Below are 26,457 nucleotides of genomic sequence, written 5' to 3'. Positions count from 1 at the left end.
GTAGCGGTTTTCCGAAAAGATCATGCTCGAACAATAAGCTAAAACGCGATGACGATTTCATCCCAATCGCATCGCTTTTTAGCTCACGCCTTCCGGCGCAGCGCCAGCTGCGGCCAGAACTTTGCCCAGGGTTGTGCCGCTTCGAAGGCGGCGGCGATACGGAAGATGGTGGGCTCATCGAGCCAGGGCGCGACGATCTGAAGCCCGATCGGCATTCCGTCGCGGTCGAAGCCGCACGGTAGCGTCGCCGCCGGAAGCCCGGCGAGATTGATCGGCCAGGTGAAGGGCGACCAGCCGAGATGCGGGTCGACCTCGCGGCCGTCGATCTTGCCGACGCCGATCTGGCCGGCCTCGAACGCGGTCACCGCGACGGTCGGCGTCACCAGGGCATCGACGCGCTCGAACAGTTTGACGAAGGCGTTGCGCGCCTGCCCGCGGCGATAGCCTGCTTCGACGTAGTCCGTGCCGCTGTAGCGCCGGCCGACGCCGACGACATCGCGATAGGCGGCCTCGGAGCCGGCGAGATCGGCCGTGGTCTTGCCCGCAACGGCCGCCGCCTGCTCGGTGAAGGCGATCGGCTTCAGCGTATGCTCCAGAATGCCGGGATCGAGCGTGGGGCCGTCCATGGTGACCTGCGCGCCGCAGGAGTCGAGAATGGCGAGCGACTTGCCGAATGCGGCCGTCACGTCAGGACTGACGGCGGCATAACCGAGATCGACGCTGGCGGCGATGCGAATGCCGTTCAGCGCTGCGGCGTCGGTATCGAAGCGGCGGGACGGCACGGGAAGGCTTGCGGCATCGCGCATATCGTAGCCGGCGATGATCTCCAGGGTGAGCGCAGCGTCCGCCACGGTACGTGTGATCGGCCCGGTATGCGCGAGCGAGGCCCAGGACGGCGGCGAGAAGCCGGGCGAGCGCGGCACGAGCCCGAAGGTCGGCTTCAGCCCGAACACGCCGCAGAACGAGGACGGCACGCGGATCGAGCCGACGCCGTCGGTGCCGATCGCGATCGGGCCGCAACCGGCGGCAACGCCTGCCGCCGCGCCGCCGCTCGATCCGCCGCTGGTGCGACCGGGATTCCAGGGATTCCGCGTGGTGCCGGTGACCGGGCTGTCGGCCGTGAGCTTGTAGCCGGACTCGCAGGTCGTGGTCTTGCAGGTGATGATGGCACCGGACGCTTTCAACGCGGAAACCACGGCGGCATCGACCTCGGGCACGAATGCCGTATTCATGGGCGAGCCGGCATAGGCCGGCACGCCCGCGACGTAGACGAGATCCTTGATCGTGACGGGCACGCCGGCCAGCGGCCCCATGACTTCGCCGGCGCGCATCTCCTTGGTGAGACGATCAGCCTCCGCCCTCGCCTGCTCGTACATCGGGGTCACGATTGCGTTGCAGGCTTCGTTCGTCACCTCCAGCGCGGCGATGGTGTCGTCGACGACATCGCGCGGCGTGAATGCCTTGCGCCGATAACCGGCCACGATCTCGGTTGCAGAGAGCGCGCCAAGGCCAGTCGGCGCCGGCGGGAAGGCCGTTCGGCCGGAACCATCAGTCATCATGAACCCTAAGACAGCTAGCTGAGCGCCGCTTCGACGGCGCGTTTGGTCATCACCGTGACGAGATGCGCACGGTAATCGGCTTCGGCATGGATGTCGGAGGTGAGACCGTCGGTGTCGATCTTGATCGCCGCGATCGCAGACGGATCGAAATGGCCCGACAGCGCCGCCTCCATCGGCGGCACGCGGAACACGCCGGGCCCGGCGCCGGTGACCGCGACGCGAACGCCATCGGCGAACTGCGCGACGAACACACCGACCAACGCATAGCGCGAGGCCGGAGCCTTGAACTTGGCATAGCCCGCCCTCAGCGGCACGGGAAAGCGGATCGCCGTGATGATCTCGCCAGGCTCAAGCGCGGTTTCGAACAGGCCGAGGAAGAACTTGTCGGCCGCGATTTGGCGCTTGCTGGTGATGATGGTGGCGCCGAGACCAAGCACGCCGGCGGGATAATCCGCGGCCGGATCGTTGTTCGCAACGGAGCCGCCGATGGTGCCGCGACTGCGCACGGCGGGATCGCCGATCATCGAGGCCAGCGCCGCCAGACCGGGGATCCTGGCCTGCACCAGCTTGGAGGCAGCCACCACCGCGTGCGGCGTCATCGCGCCGATGGTGATGGCGGCGCCGTCGTCGGTGATGCCCTTGAGGTTTCCGAGCTTCGACAGATCGACCAGCGCGGCCGGACTGGCCAGCCGTTGCTTCAGCGTCGGGATCAGCGTCATGCCGCCGGCGACCAGCTTGCTGTCCTCGATCGAGGTCAGGAGCTTGGCCGCATCCGGAATCTGGTCCGGCAGGTGATAGGCAAAAGGCTTCATTGTTGTCCTCCCTATTCCGCGGCGACCGGCAGCGACGCGTTCTGCAGCAGGCGCCAGATCCGGTTCGGGGTCGCCGGCATGTCGACATGGGTGACGCCGAGATGCGACAGCGCATCGACCACCGCATTGATGACGGCGGCCGGCGAGCCGATGGTGCCGACCTCGCCGCAGCCCTTCACGCCCATCGGCGTGTGCGTGCAGAGCGTCGAGTGGGTCGCGACCTTCATCATCGGCAGGTGATCGGCGCGCGGCATGCAGTAATCCATCAGCGAGCCCGACAGCAATTGGCCGGAACCCTCGTCATAGACCGCATTCTCAAACAGGGCCTGGCCGACGCCCTGCACGATGCCGCCGTGCAATTGCCCCTCGACGATCATCGGATTGATGACCGTGCCGACGTCGTCCACCGCCGTATAGTTCACCAGCGTTACCGTGCCCGTCTCGGGATCGACCTCGACCTCGGCGATGTGGCAACCGCCTGGATAGGTGAAGTTGACGGGGTCGTAGTAGGCCTGCTCCTCGAGCCCCGGCTCCAGCACCTCGAGCGGGTAATTGTGCGGCACGTAAGCTGCGCCCGCGATCTCCTCGAACGTCTTGATGCGGTCCGTGCCGGCAACGGAAAACTTGCCGGCCTCGAACTGGATGTCGGCTTCAGACACTTCGAGCAGATGCGCCGCGATCTTCTTGCCCTTGACGATCACCTTGTCCGTCGCCTTCGACAGCGCGGCGCCGCCGACGACCAGCGAGCGCGAGCCATAGGTGCCCATGCCGAACTGGACGCGATCGGTATCGCCGAACACGATGTCGACATTCTCGAACGCGACGCCGAGCTTGTCCGAGACGATCTGCGCGAAGGTGGTCTCGTGGCCCTGGCCGTGATTGTGGGTGCCGATCATGACCGTCACCTGGCCGGTCGGATGTACCCGCACCGTGGCGCTTTCATAGAGGCCGCCGCGCGCCCCCAACCGCCCGGCGAAGCGCGACGGCGCAAGGCCGCAGGCTTCGACATAGGTGGAGTAGCCGAGCCCGCGGAACTTGCCCTTGCTGGCGGACGCCGCCTTGCGCACGCCAAAATGCTTGACGTCGGCCGCGACCAGCGCGCCGTCGAGACAGCCCATGGGATCGCCGGAATCGTACTGCACCAGCACCGGCGTCTGATACGGATAGGCTTCCTTCGGGATCATGTTGCGGCGGCGGATCTCGACGCGGTCGATGCCCATCTCGCTGGCGGCGACATCGACGATCCGCTCCAGCACGAAGGTCGCCTCGGGCCGGCCGGCGCCACGATAGGCATCGACCGGAACGGTGTTGGTGAAGACCACCTTCACGTTGCAGTAGATCGCCGGCGTGGTGTAGACGCCGCCGAGCAGCGGCCCATAGAGATTGGTCGGGATATTCGGCCCGAAGGTCGAGAGATAGCCGCCCATATTGGCCAGCGTGTTGACGCGGAAGGCGAGGAATTTTCCGGTCTCGTCGAGCGCGAGCTCGGCCTCGGTGACATGATCGCGGCCGTGGCGATCGGAGACATAGCCTTCCGACCGGCTCGCCACCCATTTCACCGGCCGCCGCACGCGCTTGGCGGCCCAGGTGATCACGGCCTCTTCGCCGTAATGGAACTGCTTGACTCCGAAGCCACCGCCGACATCGGGCGCCACCACGCGCAGCTTGTGTTGAGGAATGTTCAGCACCAGCGCGCCCATCAGGAAGCGCACGACGTGCGGGAACTGGCTGGTGGTCCACAGCGTGTAGCGATCCGTGCCCGGCTCGTATTCGGCGACGGCCGCGCGCGGCTCCATGGGGTTGCCGATCAGGCGGTTGTTGACGAGGCTGAGTCTTGCGACATGCGCCGCCTTCTTGAACGCGGATTCGACCGCGGCCTTGTCGCCGAGCTCCCAGTCGCAGCAAATGTTGTTCGGCACGTCGTCGAACAATTGCGGCGCGTCGGGCCTGACGGCTTCGAGCACGCCGACCACGGAGGGCAGCACCTTATAGTCGACCTTCAGCAGGTCAGCCGCCGCGTTGGCCTGCTCCGGCGTTTCTGCGATGACGAAAGCCACCATGTCGCCGACGAAACGCACCTTGTCCTGCGCCAGCATCGGGAACGGCGGCTCCTTCATCGGCACGCCCTTTGCGTCCGTGATGCCCCAGCCGCAGGGCAGCGACCCCAGCCCATCATCGGCGACGTCGTCCCCGGTCAGGACCGCAATGACGCCGGGCGAAGCCAGCGCGGCGCTCTTGTCGATGCCGCGCAGCACCGCATGGCCGTGCGGCGAGCGCACGAACACGCCGGCGGCCATGCCGGGGCGCTTGATGTCGGAGACGTAATTGCCGCGGCCGGTGAGGAAGCGCTGGTCCTCTTTCCGCTTCGGTGCGGCGCCGATACCGATCACATTGCCCATGGTCACTCTCCCTTGGCGGCGTTCATGGCGGCGGCGCCGGCCATGACCGAGACGACGATGTTCTGGTAGCCGGTGCAGCGGCAGATGTTGCCTTCGAGGCCGTGGCGAACGTCGGCCTCCGTCAGGTCCGGCTTCTCGGTCGCAAGCGCGACGGCGGTCATCAGCATGCCCGGTGTGCAGAAGCCGCACTGCAGCCCGTGATGCTCGCGGAAGGCCTCCTGCATCGGATGCATCTGGTTCGAGCCGGGTGCGCCCGTCAGGCCCTCGATCGTGAGCAATGTCGCACCGTCGAGCACGGGCGCGAGCAGGGTGCAGCTCTTCACCGGCAGGCCGTCCAGATGCACGACGCAGGCACCGCACTGGCTGGTGTCGCAGCCGATATGCGTGCCGGTGAGATGAAGCTGCTCGCGCAGAAGCTCGGCGACGAGGGTTGCCGGCTCGACCTCGACAGCGGTTGGCCGTCCGTTGAGTGTGAAGGATATCTGCACGGTCATGCTCCTGTGCGCGGCGGGACTTAGGCGAGTGGAAGCGCACTGCCGGTGGCCCATGTGGCCATCACGACGTCGCCGACGGTGAAGGGATCTGCGAAGAAGGTTTTCTCGGGCACATAGGCGACGAACTCGTCGTCCGGCACGGTGTCGAGCATGACCTTGACGAAATAGCCCTGGTATTCGATCGCGAGCACGCGGCTCGGCAGCGACGTGGTGCAGCCCGGCGGCAGCTCCTTGCCGGGCCTCACCAGCGCGACGTCGTCGCGTCGCACGGCGATATCGACCTTATCGCCGACGCTGACGGTCGGGCGGGCCTGAAGCGGCACCTCGATGCCATCAGGCGCGGCCTGCGCGAGCGTGAAGCTCGCGCCGTTCACCTTCTCCACCCTGCCCGACAGCACGTTCTGGCCTCCCATGAACTCGGCGACATAGCGGTCGCGCGGATGGGCATAGACCTCGCGCGCCGGTCCGGCCTGCTTGATCCTGCCCTGCTCCATCACCACGACGAGATCCGCAAGCGCGATCGCCTCGAGCTGGGTGTGGGTGACATGGATGAAGGTGATGCCGAGCTCCTGCTGCATCCGCCGGAGCTCCTGGCGCATCTGGACGCGGAGCTGCTCGTCGAGCGCCGACAGCGGCTCGTCGAGCAAGAGCACGCGCGGCTCGGTGATCGCCGCGCGCGCCAGCGCCACGCGCTGCTGCTGGCCGCCGGAAAGCTGGGCCGGCAGGCGGTCGGCGAAGCTCGTCAGCCGGACCTTCTCGATCATGGCATCCGCCGCGCGCAAACGATCGGCCTTGGACTGGCCGCGCACGCGCAGCGCAAAGGCGATGTTCTCTCGCACCGTCAGATGTGGAAACAATGCGTAGGACTGGAACATCATCGCGGTGCGGCGCTGCACCGGCGCGAGGCCGACGACGTTCTGGCCACCGATCACGATCTCGCCCGCAGTCGGGTCCTCATGGCCGGCGATCATGCGCAGGATCGTGGTCTTGCCGCAGCCGGAGGGGCCAATGAAGCAGCAATAGGCGCCGTCTGCGATCTTCAGGTTGACGCCGTCAACGACGTTGGTGACGCCGTCAAAGCTCTTGCAGACGCCTGCCAGCTCGATATCGCCACGATCGTTCTTCATTCCTATCCCTTTGCCCGGCTGCCGCGCTTCTTCTGGATCAGCACGATGGTGCCGAGGCTGGCACCGATCACGACGAAGGAGACGATGGTGGTCACCGTACCCAGCGCATAAAGCGACGGCGATGTCACGTTCAGCGTCATGCTCCAGATTTCCAGCGGCAGGGTGTTCAGCGAGCCCGCGGTCTGGAGGCTGCGAGCGAACTCGTCATAGGACAGCGTGAAGCCGAACAGCGCGACGGCGACGAGGCCGGGGGCCAGGACCGGGATCATCACCAGCCAAATCGATTGCCAGCGGCTGGCGCCGAGATCGTAGGCCGCCTCCTCCCACGCATGGTTGAAGCGCGACATCACCGCGAACATCACGAGCACGCCGAACGGCAGCGTCCAGGACAGCTGCGCGCCGAGCGCCGAGGTGTACCAGCTGGCATTCAGCCCGAGCGCCTGGAACAACAGGCCGGTGCCGAGGCCGAGCACGAGGCCGGGCGCGACGAGGCTGCCGATCATCATGTAGAAGACGAACGTGTCGCCGCGAAAGCGCTTGCGGAAGCCGAGCCCGGCAAGGAACGACACCACCACCGTGATGATGGTGACGATCACGGCGAGCTTGATGGAGCGGTCGAACGAGCCCTTGACGTCGCCGGTGCGCACCTGGGTGAAGAGATCGACGAACCAGTGCAGCGAATGGCCCTTCATCGGGAAGACGAGGCCGCCGCGGATGTCCTGGAACGACAGGATGTAGATGCAGAACATCGGGCCGTAGAGCGCGAGCACGTAAGCCACGAACAGCGCCGCCAGCACATAGAACGTCCAGGGCCGCTCACCCCGGCTCGGCGCGATCGCCTTTTTGGTTGCAGGCGCAATCGTCTCCGGCATGTCGGCGAGAACCGCGCTCATCGCGTGATCTCCTGCCTGACATCAACCGTGCGCAGGATCAGCGAGACGATCGCGACCAGCACCAGCGTCAGCAGCACGGCGCTCGCCGCGGCGGTCGGATATTGCAGCACGCCGACGTCCTCGTAGAAGGCGCTGACCACCGAGGCCGAACCGCCGCCGGACATCACCTTGACCACGAAGAAATCGCCCATGACGATCGAGACCACGAAGATGGTGCCGAGCGCGATGCCGCTCTTGGACATCGGCACCACGATCAGGCGCATGATGTCGAAACGGCTGGCGCCGGCATCGATTGCGGCCTCGATCAGCTTCTTGTCGATCCGCGCCATGGAATTGAAGATCGGCACGATCATGAAGATCGTGAGCTGATGGACATAGGCGATGACCACCGCAAGATCGGAGAACAGCAGGACCTCCAGCGGCTGCCGGATCACGCCGAGCGCGAGCAGCGCCTGATTGATCAGGCCTTCCTTGCCGAGCAGCGGGATCCACGAAATCATCCGGATGATGTTCGAGGTCCAGAACGGCACCGTGCAGAGCAGGAACAGGCCGATCGCCAGCAACTGGTTGCGGACGTGGAAGACCAGGAAATAGGCAACGAAGAAGCCGATGATCAGGGTGAAGATCCATGTCAGCACCGTGAACTTGATCGTCGCCAGATACAGCTTCAGCGTCAGCGCCGAGTGCAGCACCTCGACGTAGCTCGCCAGCGTGAAGCCCGGCGTCAGTCCGCCAAAGCCGTCGGTGGCGAAGAAGCTCGCCGCCAGCACCACCAGGATCGGCGCCGCGAAGAACGGCACCAGCACCAGGACCAGCGGTGAGACGTAGAGCCAGCCCGCCAGATTGGATCGCGATGGAGCTGGACTTTGAGCTTGACTTGGCTGCATGTCAGCGAACGCCTCGATCTCGTCCGCCGGCGCGTCGCCGCGCCGGCGCCTTTCCTCAGGGAAAGCAGGTTTCAGGCCACCTTGAAGTCGTTCCAGCGTTTGTTCATGTAGGCGGCCTCGTCCATCAGCGTGTTCCAGCAAGAGATGTTCTTGACACGGTCGAGGAACGAGCCGCCGTCGCGCTTGGTGCCGGCCTTCTCCATCGCAACGCCATAGGGGTCGTTGACCACCTCGGGCGCGGGCTGGCCCTCGTACCAGAACGCCCATTCCGCCGGGGTGAGGAATTTCTTCGCGGTCGAGGGCACCGGGCTGTAATAGCCGTAGCGTGCGACGAAGCCGCCCTGCCAGCCCGAGAGGTACCAGTTGAGATATTCATAGGCGGCATCGAGCTTCTTGCCCGAGAGATGCTTCATCAAGCCCATTCCGTTGCACCAGCCGCGGTAACCTTCCTTGCCGTTCTTGACGTTGACGGGCGCGTAGACGCAGGGAATTTCCTTGACGCGTACCGCGGCCACCGCCGGCGACCACATCGACTGGATGATCACCTCGCCCGCCGCCATCAGCTGCACCGACTGGTCGAAGGTGGTCCAGGTCGCGCGGAACTGGCCCTGCTTCTTCAGCTCGATCAGCTTGTTGCAGGTGAAGTCGATCTCCTCCTTGGTCATGTTGCCCTTGTTGCCGTACTTGATCAGGCCGGCGCTCTCGAAGCAGAGCGCGGCGTCCATGATGCCGATGGCGGGCACGTCGAGGATGGCGGCCTTGCCCTTGAACTTGGGATCGATCAGGTCCTTCCATTCGGTCACCTCATGGCCGACGAGATCGGGGCGATAGCCGATCGAGTCGGCGTTGTAGACCTGTGGCAGGAAGGTCGCCCATTCGGTGACGCCGTCATTGAGGTCGGTCGCGTCGGGCTTGGCGATGTACATGGCCTCATAGGGCGAGATGCCCTGGCGCGGGATCTTGTGGCCGTCGATCTCGCCCTTGGTGAAGATCGGCAGGATGTTGTCGAACTCCTTGATCTTCTTGACCTCGATGCCCTGGATCACGCCGCGCTTCGCCGCCAGCTTGGCCTGCCAGCCCTCGAGGTCGGCGATGTCGACCGTATTAGGCTGGCTTATGAAGCGGTTGATGGACGCGGAGGTGTCGAGGTTCTGCATCGTCACCTTGAAGCCGAGGTCCTTGGCGGCCTGGTCGCCGATCGCCTTCACCACCGAATAGGAGACGCCGACGTGGCGCAGCTCGATGTCCTTGATTTCCTGCGCCCAGATGGTCGGGAATCCGCAGATTGCATCGGAGCCTGCAGCTGCGCCGGCAACTGCTGCGGCGCCTTTCAACAGCGTGCGGCGGCTCAGCTTTTTTGCTTCCCCCGGCTTCGTTCCGGCATGGCCGGCAGCGGCATTCCCCTTATCCCTGTCAAGCATGGCAACCCTCGTTGGTTACAATGAGCGACCGCAACGACCTTCAGCGATCTCTGCGGATGTGATCACTTGCGCTTGAGGCTATTGGCAGGATTTTGCGAAGTAAAATTGGAAGTAAAAATTCGCGACATAAGTGCGACTAATGAATCAACTCCCTGCATTTCATCTCGGCACGCAGCTTAGGAAGGCGGCAGGCGGTATACCGGGCGCGACGAATGCAAGCTTAGCGGACTCATTAGTTCGGAAAGTCAGAAATTTACAGGCAAGACGAACCTGGCAGCGCCGCTCGTCCGCACGTGAGGGCAAATCGAGATCAAGCAGCAGCCGCTTGGTATAAGCACTCACGAAGCCAGGCGTGGCCCTTGTCCTCTTGATTGCGCGGATGCCACAGCGCGACGATGCGAGCGGGCGGCAGATCGAGCGGCGGGGGCGTGAGATCGAGCTCGTGGGCGAAGCGGATCAGGAAGCGCCGCGGCAGTGTGCAGATGCAATCACTGTGCGCAAGGATCACTGGCGCGAGCGCATAGGTCTGGATCGAGACGGCGACGCGCCGGGAGCGGCCGAGCGCGGCCAGCGCGTCGTCGACGAGGCCCGAGAAGCCGCCGCCATCGGCGGAGATCAAGAGATGGTCGAGCGCGCAAAAGCTGTCGAGATCGAGCGGGCCGTTGCCGCGGGGATGACCTTTGCGCTGTGCGGACAGGAAGCCGTCCTCGAACAGCGGCCGCTGCATCAGCTCGCCATGTGCGCGATCAGCGCCCGTCACCAGAATGTCGATCTCTCCCCTTTCGAGCTGATCCACGACATCGCGCGCGGGGTGAACGAGAGCGAGCCGCGCCCGCTCGGCCATCGCGGTCAAGCGCGCGACGAGGCCGGGCGCCAGCGTCACGGCCGGATTCTCGTGGATGGCAACGACGAAGGTGCGCTGGCTGCGGGCGGGGTCGAACACGGCCGGCCCCTCCACCATGCGACGGAGCTTGCCGAGCACGTCCGCAAGCTCGGTCTGGAGCTCCACAGCCCTCGTTGTCGGCACCACGCCACGCCCGCTCGCCGCGGGTACGAACAGTGGATCGGCAAAGATCTGCCGCAGCCGGTTCAGCCGCGCCGAGAGCGCAGGCTGCCCGACATTGAGCCGGGAGGCCGCGCGCGTCACGTTCCGCTCACGCAGAAGAGCCTCCAGAGCCAGCAACAGACCGAGGTCGATCTCGGCGAGATCATGGTCGTCGGCCGGCCGACCCCGGCCGTGTTCCGCATCCTGCATCGGAGCCACCTCCGTTCAAGCACATCGCGACTCGGACGAGCCGCGATGCGAGGGTTAAGGCCAAAACGGCGGCGTGAAAAGCTGGGCCAGTATGCCTTCCGATATCAACAACGTCGATGGGACCTATCGAGCCAGCGGCTCTCCCTCAGGCGCGGCGCGCTTCGTACCTCACGGACACCGCGGCCCGGGCAACCAGCCCCTAAGCCGCGGCCCTGGAGGACATCTTGATGATTCAAGCGGCCAAGACCTATCAAGTCGGCGAAGCATCCATCACGCGGATCGACGAGTTGCGGCTTGCCGCATTCAAGTTCGACGCGCTCTATCCGGAAGGCGAGCCGCAGGCGCTGGAGCGCCATCGCGACCACCTGGAGGCGGGCTCGTTCGATGCTGCGACCGGCACCTTCATCCAGAGCATTCACAGCTGGCTGGTCAGGACGCCGTACCATACGATCCTAATCGACACGGCCACCGGCAATGACAAGAACCGGCCGGAGATTCCACCGCTTCACCGGCTCAACGAGCCGTTCCTGGCGCGGCTGGCCGCAGCAGGTGTCAGGCCGGAACAGGTCGACTACGTGCTGCTCACCCACGTGCATGCCGATCACGTCGGCTGGAACACCCGCCTCGTCGACGGGCGCTGGGTCCCGACCTTCCCGAATGCGACCTACGTCTTCTCCGCGATCGAAAAGGCCTATGGCGAGAGCCTCGCGACAGGCACAGAGCCGGCCGGAGCGGCCCGCCCTCCGACCTCCCTCGGCCCCGCGCTGCGCAAGCCGGCCGACCGCGTCTATGACGACAGCGTCCGGCCGGTGATCGAGGCCAGGCTTGCCAGGCTCATCGCGGTGGACGGGAGCGAGGCTATCGAGGGCATCTCGTTCGTTCCGACGCCCGGCCACAGCGTCGATCACGCCTCCATCCGCCTGGTCTCTCGTGGCGAGGAGGCGCTTTTCGCCGGAGACGTGATGCACCATCCGCTCCAGGTGTACGAGCCTTCGCTCAATTCCTGCTTCTGCGAATTCCCGGAAGCCGCGTTGCGCTCGCGCGCCTTCGTGCTGGAGGACGCTGCGGAGCGGGGCGCAGCCATCTTCACCACCCATTTTGCACAGTCATCGGTCGGCCGCATCAGCCGGACCGGAGGACGCTTCACCTGGCAATTCATCTGAACGGAGAGTGATCATGAACCAGCACGCCAGCGCGCGCGCAGACAGGCCCGAGATCGTGGTCGAGGATCTCATGATTCCGAGCGATACGGCCGGAATCTCGCTTCACTTGCGCAACAAGCGACCCGCGGCGCTCAAGACCTTCTCCGCCGAGCGAACCATCCTCATGATGCACGGCGCGACCTATTCATCGGAAAGCCTTTTCGACACGCCGCTCGGCGGCCTCTCGTTCATGGATTATCTCGCGGGCCATGGGTACGACGTCTTCGCGCTCGACGTGCGCGGCTATGGCCAATCGACCCGCCCGCCCGAGATGGACGCGCCGCCCGAGCAGTCCGAGCCGCTCGTGCGCACCGAGGCCGGCGTGCGTGACCTCGCCAGCGCCGTCGCGCACATCCTGAAGCAACGCAAGATCGCGCGCCTCAATCTGGTTGCGATGTCCTGGGGCGGCTCGGTGGCCGGTGCTTACACTGCAGGCAACAACGACAAGGTCGTCAAGCTCGCGCTGGTCGCGCCGCTCTGGTTGCTGCAAGGGCCGGCTCCGATCGATGCAGGCGGGCGCCTCGGCGGCTATCGCAACGTTCCGGTGCTGGACTTCAGGACGCGCTGGCTTTCGGCTGCGCCGGAAGCGGCACGATCGAGCTTGATCCCGGCGGGCGGCTTCGAGCGCTGGGCCAACATCTCGCTCGCGACCGACCCGTTAGGCAGCTCGCAAACGCCTGCCATCATGCGTGCGGTCAACGGTCCGATCCTGGACATTCGCGAATACTGGGCCGCCGGCAAGAGGCTCTATGATGCCGGCGACATTCGCGTCCCTGTGCTCCTGGTCCACGCGGAATGGGATCAGGACGTGCCCATTGCCTCGGCGCAGGACTTCTTCCTCTCGCTGAAACATGCGCCATACCGGCGCTGGGTCGAGATCGGCGAAGGCACGCACATGGTTCTGCTGGAGAAAAACCGTTTGCAGGCGTTCGACGCGATCAACCAGTTTCTCGCCGAAGATTACGGCTAGCGCGGGCGCCTGCTGCACCGCGAAAATCACTCGCGCCGCAACATTCAAAAATGAGACTGCCAGTCAAGCCGAACGAGGCCGCGATGGGTGCAGCGCATGCGACTTCGGCTAGCTTTCCTCCAAAGCCGCGGGCTTCGAGAGCCACCGGCAACGCACGGTTTGTCGCGGCAACAAGCGATGACACAGGGGAGGAGCACATGTCGAAATGCAGCATCGGACTGCTCGCGTTGAGCAGCCTGTTTCTTTCGGGCGCGGCGATCGCCCAGGAAAAGATCAAGGTGGGCGTGACCGCAACGCTCGAGGGCACCTACACGGTGCTCGGCGAGGACGGCATGCGCGGCCATCAGACCGCGCTCAACGTGCTGGGCAAGAAGGTCGGCGACAAGGAACTCGAATTCATCGTCGCCTCGACCGACGCAACGCCGGATTCGGCCGTGCGCGCCGTGCGCAAGCTGATCGAGCAGGACAAGGTGCAGATCCTGCTGTCGCCGCTCTCCGGCGACGAAGGCATCGCGGTCAAGAATTTTGCCAAGACCCATCCCGAGCTGACGTTCATCAATGCCGCATCCGGTGCGCAGGAAACGACCTATGTCGACCCCGCCCCGAACTTCTTCCGCTACAACATGGACGGCGCGCAGTGGCAGGTCGGCCTCGGCAAATACGCCTATGAGGAGAAGAAGTATCGCAAGATCGCGACCGTCGGCGAGGACTATTCCTTCATCTATACCCAGGTGTTCGGGCTGGTGCTCGAATTCTGCGGCATGGGCGGACAGGTCACCAACCGGCAATGGGTGCCGCTCGGAACGAAGGACTTCGCCTCCGTCATCGCCGCCCTGCCCGACGACGTCGACGCCATTTATCTCGGACTCGGCGGCGCCGATGCCGTCAACTTCCTCAACCAGTATCAGCAGGCCGGCGGCAAGGCGCATCTGATGGGCGGTTCCATCATGATCGACCAGACCATCCTGTCGTCGAAGGGCAACGCCAAGAACGCGCTGATCGGAACCATCGCGGCGAGCGGACAGGCCGACACCTGGGAGGATCCGGGCTGGCAGAAATTCGTGAAGGCCTATCAGGACGCTTTCCCCCCGAACAAGCGCTTCCCGAGCCCCTCGCTGCTGGCCACCAACTATTATAATTCAACCATGGCGCTGATCCTCGCACTGCGTCAGGTCAACGGTGATCTCAGTGACAACCAGTCGAAATACAAGGCTGCTCTGGCGAAGATCGAGCTCGACGCGCCGAACGGCAAGATCAAGCTCGACTCCAACCGCCAGGCGATCGGCACCAACTTCGTCACCGAGGTCGTCGATGACGGCAAGGGCGCGCTGTTCAGCAAGGTCGTGAAGGTGATCCCGAACGTGAACCAGACGCTCGGCTACGACCCGGCCGTATTCTCCAAGATTGGCCTGCCGAGCCGAACCGTGCCGGAATGTAAGAAGTACTGACGCATCACGTCAGTCAGACGCAACCGGGGAGCGACTCGCTGACGCGGTCGCTCTCCGCTCTTGCAATCTTGGCGGTGTTGTTGAAGGCTGGCCGAAAAGACAAGAATACTCGGGAGGGAAGGCATGAGCCGTGCGCTCGCCGTCTTCCACGGCCGCTTCGGCCGGGCGACGGTTTATCAGTTGAACCGCCCTTTCAATATCCACGCCCATCGTGAAGGTCATCTGATCTTCCATGTCGGCGGCATGCCGGCGTGCATCGATGTCTCCGACGGACATTACGATCTCACCGAGACGTCGGTCGTCGCCGTCAATCCCTGGGAACCGCACAACTTCCTGCCAACCGATCTTGAGGGCGGCGCGATCTTCTTCGTGCTCTACGTCAACGCCGAATGGTTTGCACCGGATGCCTCCAGCTCCGACCGGTTGCGCTTCGGCCGCACCCAGTTCAAGCGTACGCCCGCACTTGACAAGCACATCAGGCGGACCGCCGCGCTCGTGTGCGGCGCACCATCCCTCTCCAGCCTCGATTCCGAGCTGCGGCGGCTGATCGACATATGCTACGACGAAAGCTGGCAGCAGGCCGAGATCGCGCGCGATCCGCGCGCAGGCGGCGCCGTCACCGACTTTCGCGTGCGCAAGTGCATCAAGATGATGTCGGAGAGCCCCGGCGCTGAAATCGAGCTCGACACCATCGCGCGCGAGTCCGGCCTGTCGCGGCCGCATTTCTACCGGCTGTTCCGCGTGCAGACCGGCGTCACGCCGAACCTCTATCTCAACACGCTGATCATGGAACAGGCGCTCGAAGCGCTAGTGGCGAGCGAGACGCCGATCGCCGATATCGGATTCGACCTCGGCTTCTCCTCGCAGAGCGGTTTCACGCGTTTCTTCGCCGCCAATGTCGGGATGGCCCCGACCGATTATCGTCGCGCCGCCAAGGTTTTGCGCGCCTGAGCGCAGGCCACGAAAAGATACTCACGATCAAACGTCGCCCTCGCCGCGTGGCTAGGATGCCGGCAACGCGATCCCGAAAGAGGATCGCGAGTCCAGGGAGGACGTTCGTCCATGGCAGGGCCAGCAGCCGGCAACGGCTTGCATGCCCCCTCGCCCCGCTTGCAGGGAGAGGGTTGGGGTGAACCCGCGCCTTCAGCGCGACCGCTCTGCGTACGCGCAAAAACCATCAACCACGACCGCTCGGAACGATCTGCGCAAGCGTCTCGTCCTTCGAGACGACCGCTCCGCGGTCTCCTCAGGATGAGGCTAATCGGCATTGGGCCCGCTGAAACCGCTGCCGCATGCTCTGCCCTCATCCTGAGGAGCCCGCCAAAGCGGGCGTCTCGAAGGATGGGCCGCGGAGACTCCGCTTCCGATACGCGATTGCCCCGCCGCAACCGAGTGGAGGCGAGAGCATGAGCCGCTTCGTCGAACGCCATCCGGCCTGGGCGCTGATTACGATCATCGCGATTGCGGTCGTGCTTTGGTTGATCTTCGCGGTCTGGCCGCCGGGGCTGGAAGAGGCGATCGGCCGCAAGCGCGTCTTCCTCAACGCGGTGTTCAACGGCATCACGCTTGGTGGCCTCTACTTCCTGGTCGCCAGCGGCTTCACGCTGATTTTCGGCCTGATGCGCAACGTCAATCTCGCGCATGGCTCGCTCTATCTGTTCGGCGGCTATGTCGGCTACGCCATCAGCTCATCGACCGGCTCGTGGATTCTCGGCTTCATCGTCGCCTTTCTCCTGACCGCTCTCGTCGGCGTCCTGCTCCAGGTCATCGTGTTCCGCCGGATGGAGGGCCAGGACCTCCGGCAGACCATGGTGACGATCGGATTGTCGATCGTGTTTGCCGATCTCATGCTGTGGGCCTGCGGTGGCGACTTCTACCAGATCCAGACCCCGAACTGGCTGATCGGTCCCATCGAGCTGCCGCTGGTCACGGCGATCAAATCCTCGGGCGAGCCGGTCTATCTCAGATATCCGCTCGTCAGGCTCGTGATCTTCGTGGCCTCCGTGGTCATTGGCGTCGCGATGTGGCTCGCGCTCAACCGCACCCGGATCGGCATGATCGTCCGCGCCGGCGTCGACGATCGCGATATTCTTGCCGCGACCGGCGTGCGTATCCAGCTCGTTTTCGTCGCCGTGTTCGCCTTCGGCGCGGGGCTTGCGGGCATCGCCGGCGTCGTCGGCGGCACCTTCCAGTCATTGTCGCCCGGCGAAGACATCCGTTTCCTGCTGGCGTCCCTCGTCGTCGTGATCGTGGGCGGCATGGGCTCGATCCCCGGCGCGGCGCTCGGCGCGCTGATCATCGGCCTCGCCGAGCAGCTCGGCTCGGTCTACATCCCGACCTACGCCATCGTCGTGACCTTCCTGATCATGGTGCTGGTGCTGGCGATCCGGCCGCAAGGCCTGTTGGCGAGGCGCTGAGATGTCGCTCGCCCACGATGCCCCCGTCGCCGTACGCAGCGCCACCAAGGCGCAGCGCCCGGCCCGGACATGGCCGGAGATCAACAACCCCGCCGCCTGGTCCGTCGCGGCCATCCTTCTGATCATGCCGCTGATCGCGAGCGGCTTCTTCCTGATCGAGATCTTCGCGACCACGCTGATCCTCGGCACCATGGCACTGAGCCTGATGTTCCTCGCCGGCTATGGCGGCATGGTCAGCCTGATGCAGCTCACCATTGCGGGCTTCTCGGCCTACATGGTCGCCGTGTTCGGTGTCAGCGGCAACGCCAATATCAGCCTGGGCTGGCCGTGGTGGCTCGCAGTGCCGATGGCGCTGGCGCTGGCGACCGCCTTCGGCACGCTCGGCGGCGCGCTCGCGGTGCGCACCGAAGGCATCTACACCATCATGATCACGCTCGCCATTGGCGCCGCCTTCTACTATTTCACCAACCAGAACTGGGCGATCTTCAACGGCCATACCGGCATCAACAACGTGGCCACGCCGCACTTCTGGGGCGTGAACTGGCGCGCCGACATCCCCTTCTACTACATCGTGCTCGCGGTCGCTGCGCTCTGTTATTTTGCGGTCGAATATCTATCGCGCGCACCGTTCGGCCTTGCGCTGCAGGGCGTGCGCGACAATCCGCGGCGCATGGCGGCGCTCGGCTTCAACGTCAATGCGCACCGCGTCGCAGCCTATGCTTTCGCGTCGTTCGTCGCCGCGCTGGCCGGCGTGCTCCAGGTCTGGAACTATCGCCAGATCTCGCCGGGCTCGGTCAGCGTCGGCGCCTGCATCGACGTGCTGATCATCGCGATCGTCGGCGGCATCACGCGCCCGATCGGTCCCTACATCGGCGCGCTGATCTTCGTGCTGCTGCGCACCTTCGCGCTCGACTTCCTGGTCCGGCTCGGGCTCGACGGCAACCGTTTCCGCCTGCTGATCGGGCTCGGCTTCCTCGCCATCGTGTTCTGGTCCTCGGACGGCGTCATCGGGCTGTGGCAGCGCTGGCGTCAGTATCAACGGCGCGAGGTGAGCCGCTCTGGCGGAGGGCGCCGCCATGGATAGCGTGGCCCAACGCCTCTCCGCCGTCGGTGCCGGCGCTGCGCTGGAGCTGCGAGGCGTGACGCGGCTGTTCGGCGCGCTCGCGGCGCTGACCGACGTCACCATCACCGTACGGCCGGGCGAGCGGCGCGCCGTGCTCGGCTCGAACGGTGCCGGCAAGACCACGCTGTTCAACTGCATCACGGGCGACTTCCCGCCCTCCTCCGGCACCATCCGCTTCTTCGGCGAGGACGTGACGCATTTCCCGCCCTATGAGCGCATCCGCCGCGGGCTGCGCCGCACCTACCAGATTTCGGCGCTGTTCCCCGGCCTCACCGTGCAGGACAACGTCTATCTCGCCTGCCGCGGTGTCTCGCGCGGACGCTTCTCGTTCCTGCGTCCGGGACAGAACGATGCGCTGATGCATGCGGCCGACAACCTGGTTCAGGCCGTGCATCTGTCCGCCGTGAAGGACCAGCGCGTGGCCGAGCTCGCGCACGGCCAGCAGCGCCAGCTCGAGATCGCGCTCGCGCTCGCCGGCGCGCCGCGCTTCGTGCTGTTCGACGAGCCGGCCGCCGGCCTGTCGCCGACGGAGCGGGCCGAGCTGATCGAGATCCTGACCTCTCTGCCCGCCCATATCGGCTACATCATCATCGAGCACGACATGGACGTCGCGCTCCGCGTCGTCGAGAGCGTCACGATGATGCACAACGGCCGCGTCTTCAAGGAGGGCCTGCCGCAGGAGATCCAGTCCGATCCTGAAGTTCAGGAGCTCTACCTCGGAGGCGGCCATGAATGAGGTCCGCCGCAGCGGTGCCGCGCTCGAGGTCCGCGGCCTCGACGTCTATTACGGCCACTCGCATGCGCTGCAAGGCGTCGATCTCACGTTGGAGAGCGGCGTGTTCTCCGTCGTCGGCCGCAACGGCATGGGCAAGACCACGCTGTGCAAGGCGATCATGGGGCTGGTCGGCGTGAGCGGCGGCTCGATCCGCGTTCGCGGCGAGGATGTCACGCGGCGGCCGCCGGCCCAGATCGCCCGGCTCGGCGTCGGCTACGTGCCGCAGGGCCGCCGCCTGTGGCGCTCGCTCAGCGTCGACGAGCACCTGCGGCTCGCCGGCGGCCTGCGTTCGGGCGCCTGGACGGTCGAGCGCATCTACGACACCTTTCCTCGGCTCGCCGAGCGTCGGGATCACGGCGGCGGCCAGCTGTCCGGCGGCGAACAGCAGATGCTGGCGATCTCGCGCGCGCTGCTCACCAACCCCCACTTGCTCATCATGGACGAGCCGACCGAAGGGCTCGCGCCCGTCATCGTCGCGCAGGTCGAGGAGATGCTGCTGCAGCTCGGCGAAGACGGCGACATGTCCGTGCTCGTGATCGAGCAGAACATTGGCGTCGCCACCGCGATTTCGCGCAACGTCGCGATCATGGTCAACGGCCGCATCAACCGCATCATCGACTCCGCGCGCCTTGCCGCGGACCGCGAGCTGCAGCAGCGTCTGCTCGGCGTCGGGCTTCATGCGGAGCTCGAACCTGATATTGACGTCGCCGAGGGCGTCGAGGCCAAACCGGCGCCGGTGCCCCGCCGCGACGGGCCGGTCCGTATCTACATCTCCAACCCGACGCTGCCGACGCGATGGTCGCAACCGGTGCCGATCGCCCGCATCGAGGCCGCGGCGCGGACGCTCTCGACGCAGGTCGCGCGGCTCGACGACACGGCGCGGCGCAAGCGCGAGCCGGTGACGGCGCAGGGCTCGGGCCCGCGAGTGGTGCTGGTCGTCGGCACGCTCGATACCAAGGGCCAGGAGCTGCGCTACATCCGCGACATCATCGCCGAAAGCGGCCTGCGGACCCGGCTGGTCGACGTCTCGACCAGCGGCAAGCATTCCTCCTGCGATGTCTCCGCGCAGGAGATCGCCCTGAACCACGGCCGCGGCGGCTCCGCCGTGTTCGGCACCGACCGTGGTGCCGCCGTCACCGCAATGGCGGATGCGTTTGCCAACTGGCTGCGGCGCCAGGGCAATGTCGCCGGCGTGATCTCGGCGGGCGGCTCCGGCGCGGCCTCGCTGGTCGCCCCGGGGATGCGCGCGCTGCCGGTCGGCGTGCCCAAGCTGATCATCTCCTCCGTCGCCTCCGGCGATGTCGGGCCCTATGTCGGCCCTGCCGACATCACGATGATGTACTCGGTCACCGACGTGCAGGGGCTGAACTCGATCTCGCGCGCAGTGCTCGCCAACGGGGCCAATGCGCTCGCCGGCATGGTCAAGGCGCGGCTCGACGCGCGTGCCGCAACGGCGCGCGAGGCCGGCGGGCTGCCCGCAATCGGCATCACCATGTTCGGCGTCACCACGCCGGCTGTGCAGAAGATCGCGGCCGAGCTGCGCGACGATTTCGAATGCCTGGTCTTTCATGCCACCGGCGTCGGCGGACGCTCGATGGAGAAGCTCGTCGAGTCCGGCCAGCTTGCCGGCGTGATCGACCTCACGACGACCGAAGTCTGCGACCTCTTGATGGGCGGCGTGTTTCCGGCCACCGAAGACCGTTTTGGCGCGATCATCCGCAGCCGCCTGCCCTATGTCGGCTCCGTCGGCGCGCTCGACATGGTGAACTTCGGCGCGCCCGACACCATTCCCGAGCGCTATCGCGGCCGCAAATTCCACGTTCACAATCCGCAGGTGACGCTGATGCGGACGACTATGGAAGAGAACGAGCGCATGGGCCGCTGGATCGGTGAGCGGCTGAACCAGATGGATGGCCCGGTGCGTTTCTTCCTGCCCGAGGGCGGCGTCTCCGCACTCGATGCGCGAGGCCAGCCGTTCTGGGATCCGGATGCCGATGCCACGCTGTTCCGCACGCTGGAGCGGACTGTGCGGCAGACCGGCAACCGCCAGCTCATTCGCATCCCTAAGAACATCAACGATCCCGATTTCGCCGCCGCCATCGTCAGTGCGTTTCGAACTCTGTTCGGGCGCACCGGGGTGCGGCGGAGACTCGCGAGGTGACCGATGGCCAGGTTTGAACGCGCGGCGCTGCTGAAAAGGTTTCGCGACATGGCAAGGCGCGGCGAGCCGATCGTCGGCGGCGGGGCCGGCACGGGGCTCTCAGCCAAATGCGAGGAAGCCGGCGGCGTCGACCTCATCGTCATCTACAATTCCGGGCGCTACCGCATGGCCGGGCGCGGCTCGCTCGCGGGCCTGATGGCGTATGGCGATGCCAATGCCATCGTGCTGGAAATGGCGAGCGAAGTGCTCCCCGTCGTCGACCAGACCCCGGTGCTGGCGGGCGTCAACGGCACCGATCCCTTCCGCGACATGGACGTCTTTCTCGACCAGCTGAAGACACTCGGCTTTGCCGGCGTCCAGAACTTTCCGACCGTCGGCCTGATCGATGGTACCTTCCGCGCCAATCTCGAAGAGACCGGCATGTCCTATGCGCTCGAGATCGACATGATTGCCAAGGCGCACGACAAGGACATGCTGACCACGCCCTACGTGTTCAGCGAGAAGGAAGCCGCGGCGATGGCGATCGCCGGCGCCGATATCATCGTCTGCCACATGGGTCTGACGACCGGCGGCACCATCGGTGCGCAGACCGCGCCAAAGCTCAAGGACTGCCCGGCGCGGATCGACACCTGGGCCACCGCCGCGCTCAGCGTCAATCCGGACATCCTGGTGCTGGCGCATGGCGGCCCGATCGCCGATCCGGCCGACGCCGATTTCATCATGAAGAACACCCGTCATTGCCACGGCTTCTACGGGGCGTCCTCGATGGAGCGGCTGCCCGTGGAGCGGGCGCTGACGGAACAGGTGCGGCAATTCAAGGCGATCGGCGCGCGATAACGCCTGAGAGGTTCGAGGGAGGGAAAGATGTCAGGGATGTTGGTCGGTGAATTGATCCTCTGGCTGATCGTCGCGATCATCGTGATCGTGGTTGGCGTCTATATCGTGAACTGGCTGTACCACCGCTCCTCCAAGGAGACCTCGTTCGTCCGCACCGGCTTTCTCGGCGAACGCGTGGTGATCAATGGTGGCGCCTTCGTGCTGCCGTTCATTCATGACTACACGCCCGTCAACATGAACGTGCTGCCGATGGGCATCGTGCGTTCGAAGCAGGATGCCGTGATCACCCGTGACCGCATGCGCGTCGACATCGAGGCCGACTTCTACGTCCGCGTGCAGCCGACCCGGGAGGCCGTCTCGATCGCCGCGGCGACGCTCGGCCGCCGCACCCTGGAACCCGGGCAGCTGCATGCGCTGCTGGCCGGCAAGTTCATCTCGGCGATCCGCTCGGTCGCCTCCGAAATGACCATGGAGGAGATGCACGAGCGGCGCGGCGACTACGTCGCGCGGGTCAAGACCGAAGCGGCGGAAGCTCTCGCCCAGAACGGCCTCGAGCTGGAATCGGTCGCGATCACCGATCTCGACCAGACTGACCTCGAGTTCTTCAACCCTTCGAACCGGTTCGACGCCGAAGGCCTGACCCGGTTGATGGAGGACATCGAGGCCAGACGCAAGCTGCGCAACGACATCGAGCAGGATTCGATGATCAAGATCCGCTCCCGCAACCTGGAGGCCGAGCGGCAGGCGCTCGAGATCGAGCGCGAGAGCGAGACCGCGCGGCTGGAGCAGGAACGCGACATCGAGATGCGCCGCGCGCTTCAGCGCACCGAAGTCGCGCGCGAGCGGGCCCTGCGCGAGACCGAGGCCGAACAGGCGCAGATCTCCGCCCGCGAAGCCATCGAGCGCGCCCGCATCGCCAATGAGCAGGCGATCGCCGAGGCCCGCATCGCCTCGGAGCGCGAGACCCGCCAGAAGGAGATCGAGCGGACCCGCACCATTGAGGAGAAGGAGCTGCTGGCGCGCGAAGAGATCGAGAAGACAAGGATCGCCAACCAGCGCTCGATCGACACCACCCGCATCGCCTCCGAACGCGAAGTCCGCCAGCGCGAGATCGAGCGGATGCGCACGGTCGAGGAAGCCGAGATCGCCGCGCGCGAGGCGATCGAGAAGGCCCGGATCCAGCAGGACCGCGTCGTCACAGATGCCCGTATCGCCAATGAAGAGGAAACGCGTCGCCGCGAGATCGAGCGGACGCGCGCGGTCGACGAGGCCGAGATCGCCGCACGCGAGGCCACCGAAAAGGCCCGCATCGCCCAGACGCTGATCGTCAATGTCGAGCGCATCTCCTCCGACGAGCGGACCCGCGCACTGGAGATCCAGCAGGTGCGGACCATCCAGGAGGCCGAGATCGAGGCGCAGCGCGCGGTCGAGGCCGCCCGCATCGCCCGGGAGCGGACGCTGGCGGCCGAGCGCATCGCCGCCGAGCAGAACACGCGGCAGCTGGAGATCGAGCGCAACCAAGCGCTGGACGTCGCCGGCATCGCCGCGCGCGAGACCACGGAAGCCTCGCGCATCGCGCAGGAGGAGCGCGTGCGCTCGCTCGAGATCGCCCGCAACCGCGCCGTCGAGGAAGCCGATATCGCCTCGCGTGAGGCGATCGAGGCGGCCCGCATCGCCCAGGAGAAGGCGGTTGCGGCCGAGCGCATCCAGGCCGAACGGGAGACGCGCGCGCTCGAGATCGAGCGGACCGGGATCCTCGAGGCGGCCGAGCTGAAGCGGCGCGACGCCATCGAGCGGCAGCGCATCACGGTCGATCTGGCGCTCGAGGCCGAGCGCATCAATTCCTCCAAGAAGCGCGAGGTGCTCAACATCGAGCAGAAGAAGGCGATCGAGATCGCGGACGAAGACCGCGTCATCGCGCTGTCGACCAAGAAGTCCGAGCGGATCGACGCCGACCGCCAGGTGCGGCAGGCCGAGATCGTCGCGCGCAAGGAGGTCGAGACCACCGACGTCTCGCGCGAGCAGGCGCTGGAGGCCGCCCGCATCGAGCGGCGCCGCGCCATCGAGCAGCTCGAGGTCGCCCGCGTGCAGTCGCTGCAGGAGGCCGAAATCGCTGCGCGCGAGGAGGTCGAGCGTGCCCGCATCGCCTCCGACCGCGGCCTCGACGAGGCCCGCATCGGCCGCGAGCGCGAGCTGCGCAAGCTCGAGGTCAACCGCGAGAAGGAAGTCGAGACCGTCCTGATGGAGAAGGCGATCGCGATCCACACGAAATCCCTGGAAGAGTCAGCAGCCAAGGCCTCTGCCGAGGAAGCCCGGATGCGCGCGACGGAAGCCACCGAGCGCGTCGTCACCGCGCGAGAGAGCGAGATCGCCAAGCGTCGCAAGACGGTGGAGATCCTGCTGGCCGAGAAACAGGCCGAAGAGACCCGCATCGCCGCCGAGGCCGAGCGCGTGCGCGCGGCGGTCGAAGCCGAGGCGCAGCGGATGCTGAACGAGGCCGAGAACGTGCTGACCGATCAGGCGCGCTACTCGCTGTTCCGCAGAAAACTGCTCGACCGCATCGAGGGCATCGTGCGCGAGAGCGTCAAGCCGATGGAGAAGATCGAGGGCATCCGCATCCTCCAGGTCGACGGCCTCAACGGCAACGGGCACGGCAACGGCAATGGCGGCCGCAGCGCCACCGACGAGGTGATCGACTCGGCACTGCGCTACCGCGTCCAGGCGCCGCTGATCGATTCCATCCTGTCCGACATCGGCGTCGAGGGCGGCAGTCTCGCCAAGATGCCGGGGCTGATCCGCGAGGCCCGCGACATGCAGGGCATCAAGGATGCCGCACGAAAGAGCAGCGGAGGTGGTGGTGGTAGCGGTGGTGGCGCCGACAAGCCGGCTGCCTCTCCGCCTGCGAGCGAGGGCGGCGAGCCGCCGGCCGAGCGCGGGCCGCGGAAGAAGAGCTGAGGTTTGAGCGATGGCTCGCGTCTACGTCTCCACCGTCGTCAACGCCCGCAACGACCGCGTTTGGGCGCGGGTACGCGATTTCAATGGCCTGCCGAACTGGCATCCGGCCATCGCCGAAAGCCGGATCGAGGGCGGCGAGCCCGCCGACAAGATCGGTTGTGTCAGGGATTTCCGCCTGCGCAACGGCGACCGCATCCGCGAGAAGCTGCTCGGCCTCTCCGATTACGACATGTTCTGCACCTATTCGATCCTGGAATCGCCGATGGGCGTCGAGAATTACGTCGCCACCCTGCGCCTGACGCCCGTCACCGACGGCGACCAGACGTTCGTGGAATGGACCGCGGAATTCGACTGCGCGCCGGAACGGGAGACCGAGCTCGTCAACAATATCGGCGGCGGCGTATTTCAGGGCGGCTTCGACGCCCTGAAGCGCGTGTTCGGAGGCTAGCCGTGCCGCATATCGTCAAAAGCACGATCCTGAACGCGCCGACCGACGCGGTGTGGGACGTGCTGCGCGATTTCAACGGGCATGATCGCTGGCATCCGGCGGTTGCGACCTCCTCCATCGAACGCGCGCAGTCCGCCGACAAGATTGGCTGCGTCAGGCGGTTCAAGCTCAAGGACGGCTCGGAGCTGCGGGAACAATTGCTGGCGCTGTCCGACCTCGAGCAGACCTTCAGCTATTGCCTGCTCGATACGCCGATCCCGATGTTCAACTACGTCGCCCATGTCCGGCTGCTGCCGGTCACCGACGGCGACCGCACCTTCTGGCATTGGGAGTCGCGCTTCACGACGAAGCCGGAGGATGAGGACCGCATCACCCACATGGTCGCCGAAGACATCTATCAGGCCGGATTCGAGGCGATCCGCCGCCATCTGAAGGAGGCCGCTTAAGCCATGGCCGTGACGGTAAAGACCTTTGCGAATGCGAGCGAGGCGGCTGGCGCGCTGTCGTCGGACCGTAGCGCGCGCTATCTCGGCGGCGGCACGCTGGTGATGCGCGCGCTGAACGAAGGCGACGTGTCGATCTCGACGATCGTCCGGGCGCAGGATCAGGCGCTGACCCGGATTGACGCCTCAGGCCCGCGCATCACGCTTGGTGCCGGCGTCACCTTCGCGCGCGTGCTTGCCGAGCGCGATCTCGCCTTCCTGCATGCCCCCGCCCGCTCGATCGGCGGTCCCGCCGTGCGCAACATGGGCACGGTCGGCGGCAATCTGTTCGCGCCTACCCCTTACGGCGACTTCACTGTGGCGCTGCTGGCGCTGGATGCAACGGTCGCCGTGCAAGGCGGCTTCGGCTCGCGCGATATTCCGATCGAGGAATTCTTGCAGGGGCGCGAGCGCCAGGCCGGGACGTTGGTGCTGTCGGTGTCCTGCACGCGGCCGGCCAGCAGCGAGGCGTTCCGCTATCGCAAGATCGCGCGCATCAAGCCGAAGGGCGGCTCGGTGATCACGATCGCGGCGCATCTGCCGGTCAGCGGCGGACGGATTGCGGGTGCGCGGATTGCGCTGGGCTCGATGGCGCCGACGCAAATCCGCGCTCGCGCGGCCGAGCGCGCACTGGAGGGCCGCTCGCTGGATGCGGCGACCATCGCAGCTGCCGCATCGGCGGCAACGGAAGGAACATCGCCATCCGACAACGCGCTCGGCAGCGCCTGGTATCGCCGCGAGATCGTCGGCGTGCATTTGCGGCGCCTGCTGTCGGGACAGGACTAGCTTGCC

The 26,457-nt window shown here is 65.9% G+C and carries 22 protein-coding genes; 13 read left to right on the top strand and 9 right to left on the bottom strand.

Annotated elements, in window-relative coordinates; all coding sequences use genetic code 11:
* Window positions 1-83: 83 nt before the first annotated feature.
* From N2604_RS17855 to N2604_RS17815, 9 genes are all read right to left on the bottom strand, one after another.
* Window positions 84-1,556, bottom strand: coding sequence for an amidase (locus N2604_RS17855; protein ID WP_260375924.1), 1,473 nt, complete (start codon window positions 1,554-1,556; stop codon window positions 84-86).
* Between the two features lie 17 nt (window positions 1,557-1,573).
* Entirely contained in the window at window positions 1,574-2,371 is a 798-nt protein-coding gene (locus N2604_RS17850; RefSeq protein WP_260375923.1) for a xanthine dehydrogenase family protein subunit M, read from the bottom strand.
* Between the two features lie 11 nt (window positions 2,372-2,382).
* Window positions 2,383-4,770: a xanthine dehydrogenase family protein molybdopterin-binding subunit gene (locus tag N2604_RS17845; protein ID WP_260375922.1), complete on the bottom strand. Its 2,388-nt coding sequence runs from the start codon at window positions 4,768-4,770 to the stop codon at window positions 2,383-2,385.
* A gap of 2 nt (window positions 4,771-4,772) precedes the next feature.
* Complete coding sequence (locus tag N2604_RS17840) at window positions 4,773-5,264, bottom strand: (2Fe-2S)-binding protein (RefSeq protein WP_260375921.1); 492 nt, start codon at window positions 5,262-5,264, stop codon at window positions 4,773-4,775.
* A 20-nt stretch (window positions 5,265-5,284) separates the two neighbouring features.
* Window positions 5,285-6,391: an ABC transporter ATP-binding protein gene (locus tag N2604_RS17835; RefSeq protein WP_260375920.1), complete on the bottom strand. Its 1,107-nt coding sequence runs from the start codon at window positions 6,389-6,391 to the stop codon at window positions 5,285-5,287.
* A gap of 2 nt (window positions 6,392-6,393) precedes the next feature.
* The gene (locus N2604_RS17830; protein WP_260375919.1) at window positions 6,394-7,284 is read right to left on the bottom strand and encodes an ABC transporter permease; all 891 of its coding nucleotides are present in this window, start codon (window positions 7,282-7,284) and stop codon (window positions 6,394-6,396) included.
* Window positions 7,281-8,171 (bottom strand): ABC transporter permease, encoded by an 891-nt coding sequence (locus N2604_RS17825; RefSeq protein WP_260375918.1) that lies wholly within the window; start codon window positions 8,169-8,171, stop codon window positions 7,281-7,283. Before N2604_RS17825 ends, N2604_RS17830 begins: the two co-directional genes overlap by 4 nt.
* Window positions 8,172-8,242: 71 nt before the next feature.
* Window positions 8,243-9,592 carry a PotD/PotF family extracellular solute-binding protein gene (locus tag N2604_RS17820; protein WP_260375917.1) on the bottom strand — a complete coding sequence of 450 codons (1,350 nt, stop codon included), beginning with the start codon at window positions 9,590-9,592 and terminating at the stop codon, window positions 8,243-8,245.
* A gap of 310 nt (window positions 9,593-9,902) precedes the next feature.
* Window positions 9,903-10,847, bottom strand: a complete 945-nt coding sequence (locus N2604_RS17815; RefSeq protein WP_260375916.1) for a LysR family transcriptional regulator — start codon at window positions 10,845-10,847, stop codon at window positions 9,903-9,905.
* A 227-nt stretch (window positions 10,848-11,074) separates the two neighbouring features.
* Here N2604_RS17815 and N2604_RS17810 point away from each other — a divergent pair, with 227 nt between their 5' ends.
* From N2604_RS17810 to N2604_RS17750, 13 genes are all read left to right on the top strand, one after another.
* Window positions 11,075-12,010, top strand: coding sequence for an MBL fold metallo-hydrolase (locus tag N2604_RS17810; protein ID WP_260376241.1), 936 nt, complete (start codon window positions 11,075-11,077; stop codon window positions 12,008-12,010).
* A 13-nt stretch (window positions 12,011-12,023) separates the two neighbouring features.
* Window positions 12,024-13,019, top strand: a complete 996-nt coding sequence (locus N2604_RS17805) for an alpha/beta hydrolase (protein ID WP_260375915.1) — start codon at window positions 12,024-12,026, stop codon at window positions 13,017-13,019.
* Between the two features lie 197 nt (window positions 13,020-13,216).
* The gene (locus tag N2604_RS17800; protein ID WP_260375914.1) at window positions 13,217-14,467 is read left to right on the top strand and encodes an ABC transporter substrate-binding protein; all 1,251 of its coding nucleotides are present in this window, start codon (window positions 13,217-13,219) and stop codon (window positions 14,465-14,467) included.
* Between the two features lie 123 nt (window positions 14,468-14,590).
* Window positions 14,591-15,418, top strand: a complete 828-nt coding sequence (locus N2604_RS17795; protein ID WP_260375913.1) for an AraC family transcriptional regulator — start codon at window positions 14,591-14,593, stop codon at window positions 15,416-15,418.
* 455 nt (window positions 15,419-15,873) lie between these two features.
* Complete coding sequence (locus tag N2604_RS17790) at window positions 15,874-16,884, top strand: branched-chain amino acid ABC transporter permease (RefSeq protein ID WP_260375912.1); 1,011 nt, start codon at window positions 15,874-15,876, stop codon at window positions 16,882-16,884.
* 1 nt (window position 16,885) lies between these two features.
* Window positions 16,886-17,968, top strand: coding sequence for a branched-chain amino acid ABC transporter permease (locus N2604_RS17785; RefSeq protein WP_260375911.1), 1,083 nt, complete (start codon window positions 16,886-16,888; stop codon window positions 17,966-17,968).
* The gene (locus N2604_RS17780) at window positions 17,961-18,743 is read left to right on the top strand and encodes an ABC transporter ATP-binding protein (protein ID WP_035699142.1); all 783 of its coding nucleotides are present in this window, start codon (window positions 17,961-17,963) and stop codon (window positions 18,741-18,743) included. The genes N2604_RS17785 and N2604_RS17780 overlap by 8 nt, the downstream gene beginning before the upstream one ends.
* Window positions 18,736-20,943, top strand: a complete 2,208-nt coding sequence (locus tag N2604_RS17775) for an ABC transporter permease (protein ID WP_260375910.1) — start codon at window positions 18,736-18,738, stop codon at window positions 20,941-20,943. The genes N2604_RS17780 and N2604_RS17775 overlap by 8 nt, the downstream gene beginning before the upstream one ends.
* Before the next feature lie 3 nt (window positions 20,944-20,946).
* Window positions 20,947-21,780: a phosphoenolpyruvate hydrolase family protein gene (locus tag N2604_RS17770; protein WP_260375909.1), complete on the top strand. Its 834-nt coding sequence runs from the start codon at window positions 20,947-20,949 to the stop codon at window positions 21,778-21,780.
* 27 nt (window positions 21,781-21,807) lie between these two features.
* A complete protein-coding gene (locus N2604_RS17765; protein ID WP_260375908.1) occupies window positions 21,808-24,735 on the top strand; it encodes a flotillin family protein in 2,928 nt (975 codons plus the stop codon).
* Window positions 24,736-24,745: 10 nt separating this feature from the next.
* A complete protein-coding gene (locus N2604_RS17760) occupies window positions 24,746-25,183 on the top strand; it encodes an SRPBCC family protein (RefSeq protein WP_194462973.1) in 438 nt (145 codons plus the stop codon).
* Between the two features lie 2 nt (window positions 25,184-25,185).
* Complete coding sequence (locus N2604_RS17755; RefSeq protein WP_260375907.1) at window positions 25,186-25,629, top strand: SRPBCC family protein; 444 nt, start codon at window positions 25,186-25,188, stop codon at window positions 25,627-25,629.
* Between the two features lie 3 nt (window positions 25,630-25,632).
* The gene (locus N2604_RS17750; RefSeq protein ID WP_260375906.1) at window positions 25,633-26,451 is read left to right on the top strand and encodes a xanthine dehydrogenase family protein subunit M; all 819 of its coding nucleotides are present in this window, start codon (window positions 25,633-25,635) and stop codon (window positions 26,449-26,451) included.
* Window positions 26,452-26,457 lie beyond the last annotated feature (6 nt).

This window comes from Bradyrhizobium sp. CB1015 (genome assembly GCF_025200925.1).
Classification (GTDB): Bacteria; Pseudomonadota; Alphaproteobacteria; order Rhizobiales; family Xanthobacteraceae; genus Bradyrhizobium.
Note: the sequence above shows the minus strand (reverse complement) of the source record. Positions and strands in the feature narration are given on the sequence as shown.

Excerpts from the sequence above, each read along its gene's own strand:
- N2604_RS17845 (WP_260375922.1), bottom strand. The coding sequence starts at position 4,770 with ATGGGCAATGTGATCGGTATCGGCGCCGCACCGAAGCGGAAAGAGGAC.
- N2604_RS17855 (WP_260375924.1), bottom strand. The coding sequence starts at position 1,556 with ATGACTGATGGTTCCGGCCGAACGGCCTTCCCGCCGGCGCCGACTGGC.
- N2604_RS17760 (WP_194462973.1), top strand. The coding sequence starts at position 24,746 with ATGGCTCGCGTCTACGTCTCCACCGTCGTCAACGCCCGCAACGACCGC.
- N2604_RS17750 (WP_260375906.1), top strand. The coding sequence starts at position 25,633 with ATGGCCGTGACGGTAAAGACCTTTGCGAATGCGAGCGAGGCGGCTGGC.
- N2604_RS17775 (WP_260375910.1), top strand. The coding sequence starts at position 18,736 with ATGAATGAGGTCCGCCGCAGCGGTGCCGCGCTCGAGGTCCGCGGCCTC.
- N2604_RS17800 (WP_260375914.1), top strand. The coding sequence starts at position 13,217 with ATGTCGAAATGCAGCATCGGACTGCTCGCGTTGAGCAGCCTGTTTCTT.
- N2604_RS17830 (WP_260375919.1), bottom strand. The coding sequence starts at position 7,284 with ATGAGCGCGGTTCTCGCCGACATGCCGGAGACGATTGCGCCTGCAACC.
- N2604_RS17835 (WP_260375920.1), bottom strand. The coding sequence starts at position 6,391 with ATGAAGAACGATCGTGGCGATATCGAGCTGGCAGGCGTCTGCAAGAGC.
- N2604_RS17850 (WP_260375923.1), bottom strand. The coding sequence starts at position 2,371 with ATGAAGCCTTTTGCCTATCACCTGCCGGACCAGATTCCGGATGCGGCC.
- N2604_RS17820 (WP_260375917.1), bottom strand. The coding sequence starts at position 9,592 with ATGCTTGACAGGGATAAGGGGAATGCCGCTGCCGGCCATGCCGGAACG.
- N2604_RS17805 (WP_260375915.1), top strand. The coding sequence starts at position 12,024 with ATGAACCAGCACGCCAGCGCGCGCGCAGACAGGCCCGAGATCGTGGTC.
- N2604_RS17790 (WP_260375912.1), top strand. The coding sequence starts at position 15,874 with ATGAGCCGCTTCGTCGAACGCCATCCGGCCTGGGCGCTGATTACGATC.
- N2604_RS17840 (WP_260375921.1), bottom strand. The coding sequence starts at position 5,264 with ATGACCGTGCAGATATCCTTCACACTCAACGGACGGCCAACCGCTGTC.
- N2604_RS17815 (WP_260375916.1), bottom strand. The coding sequence starts at position 10,847 with ATGCAGGATGCGGAACACGGCCGGGGTCGGCCGGCCGACGACCATGAT.
- N2604_RS17780 (WP_035699142.1), top strand. The coding sequence starts at position 17,961 with ATGGATAGCGTGGCCCAACGCCTCTCCGCCGTCGGTGCCGGCGCTGCG.
- N2604_RS17770 (WP_260375909.1), top strand. The coding sequence starts at position 20,947 with ATGGCCAGGTTTGAACGCGCGGCGCTGCTGAAAAGGTTTCGCGACATG.
- N2604_RS17765 (WP_260375908.1), top strand. The coding sequence starts at position 21,808 with ATGTCAGGGATGTTGGTCGGTGAATTGATCCTCTGGCTGATCGTCGCG.
- N2604_RS17795 (WP_260375913.1), top strand. The coding sequence starts at position 14,591 with ATGAGCCGTGCGCTCGCCGTCTTCCACGGCCGCTTCGGCCGGGCGACG.
- N2604_RS17810 (WP_260376241.1), top strand. The coding sequence starts at position 11,075 with ATGATTCAAGCGGCCAAGACCTATCAAGTCGGCGAAGCATCCATCACG.
- N2604_RS17785 (WP_260375911.1), top strand. The coding sequence starts at position 16,886 with ATGTCGCTCGCCCACGATGCCCCCGTCGCCGTACGCAGCGCCACCAAG.
- N2604_RS17825 (WP_260375918.1), bottom strand. The coding sequence starts at position 8,171 with ATGCAGCCAAGTCAAGCTCAAAGTCCAGCTCCATCGCGATCCAATCTG.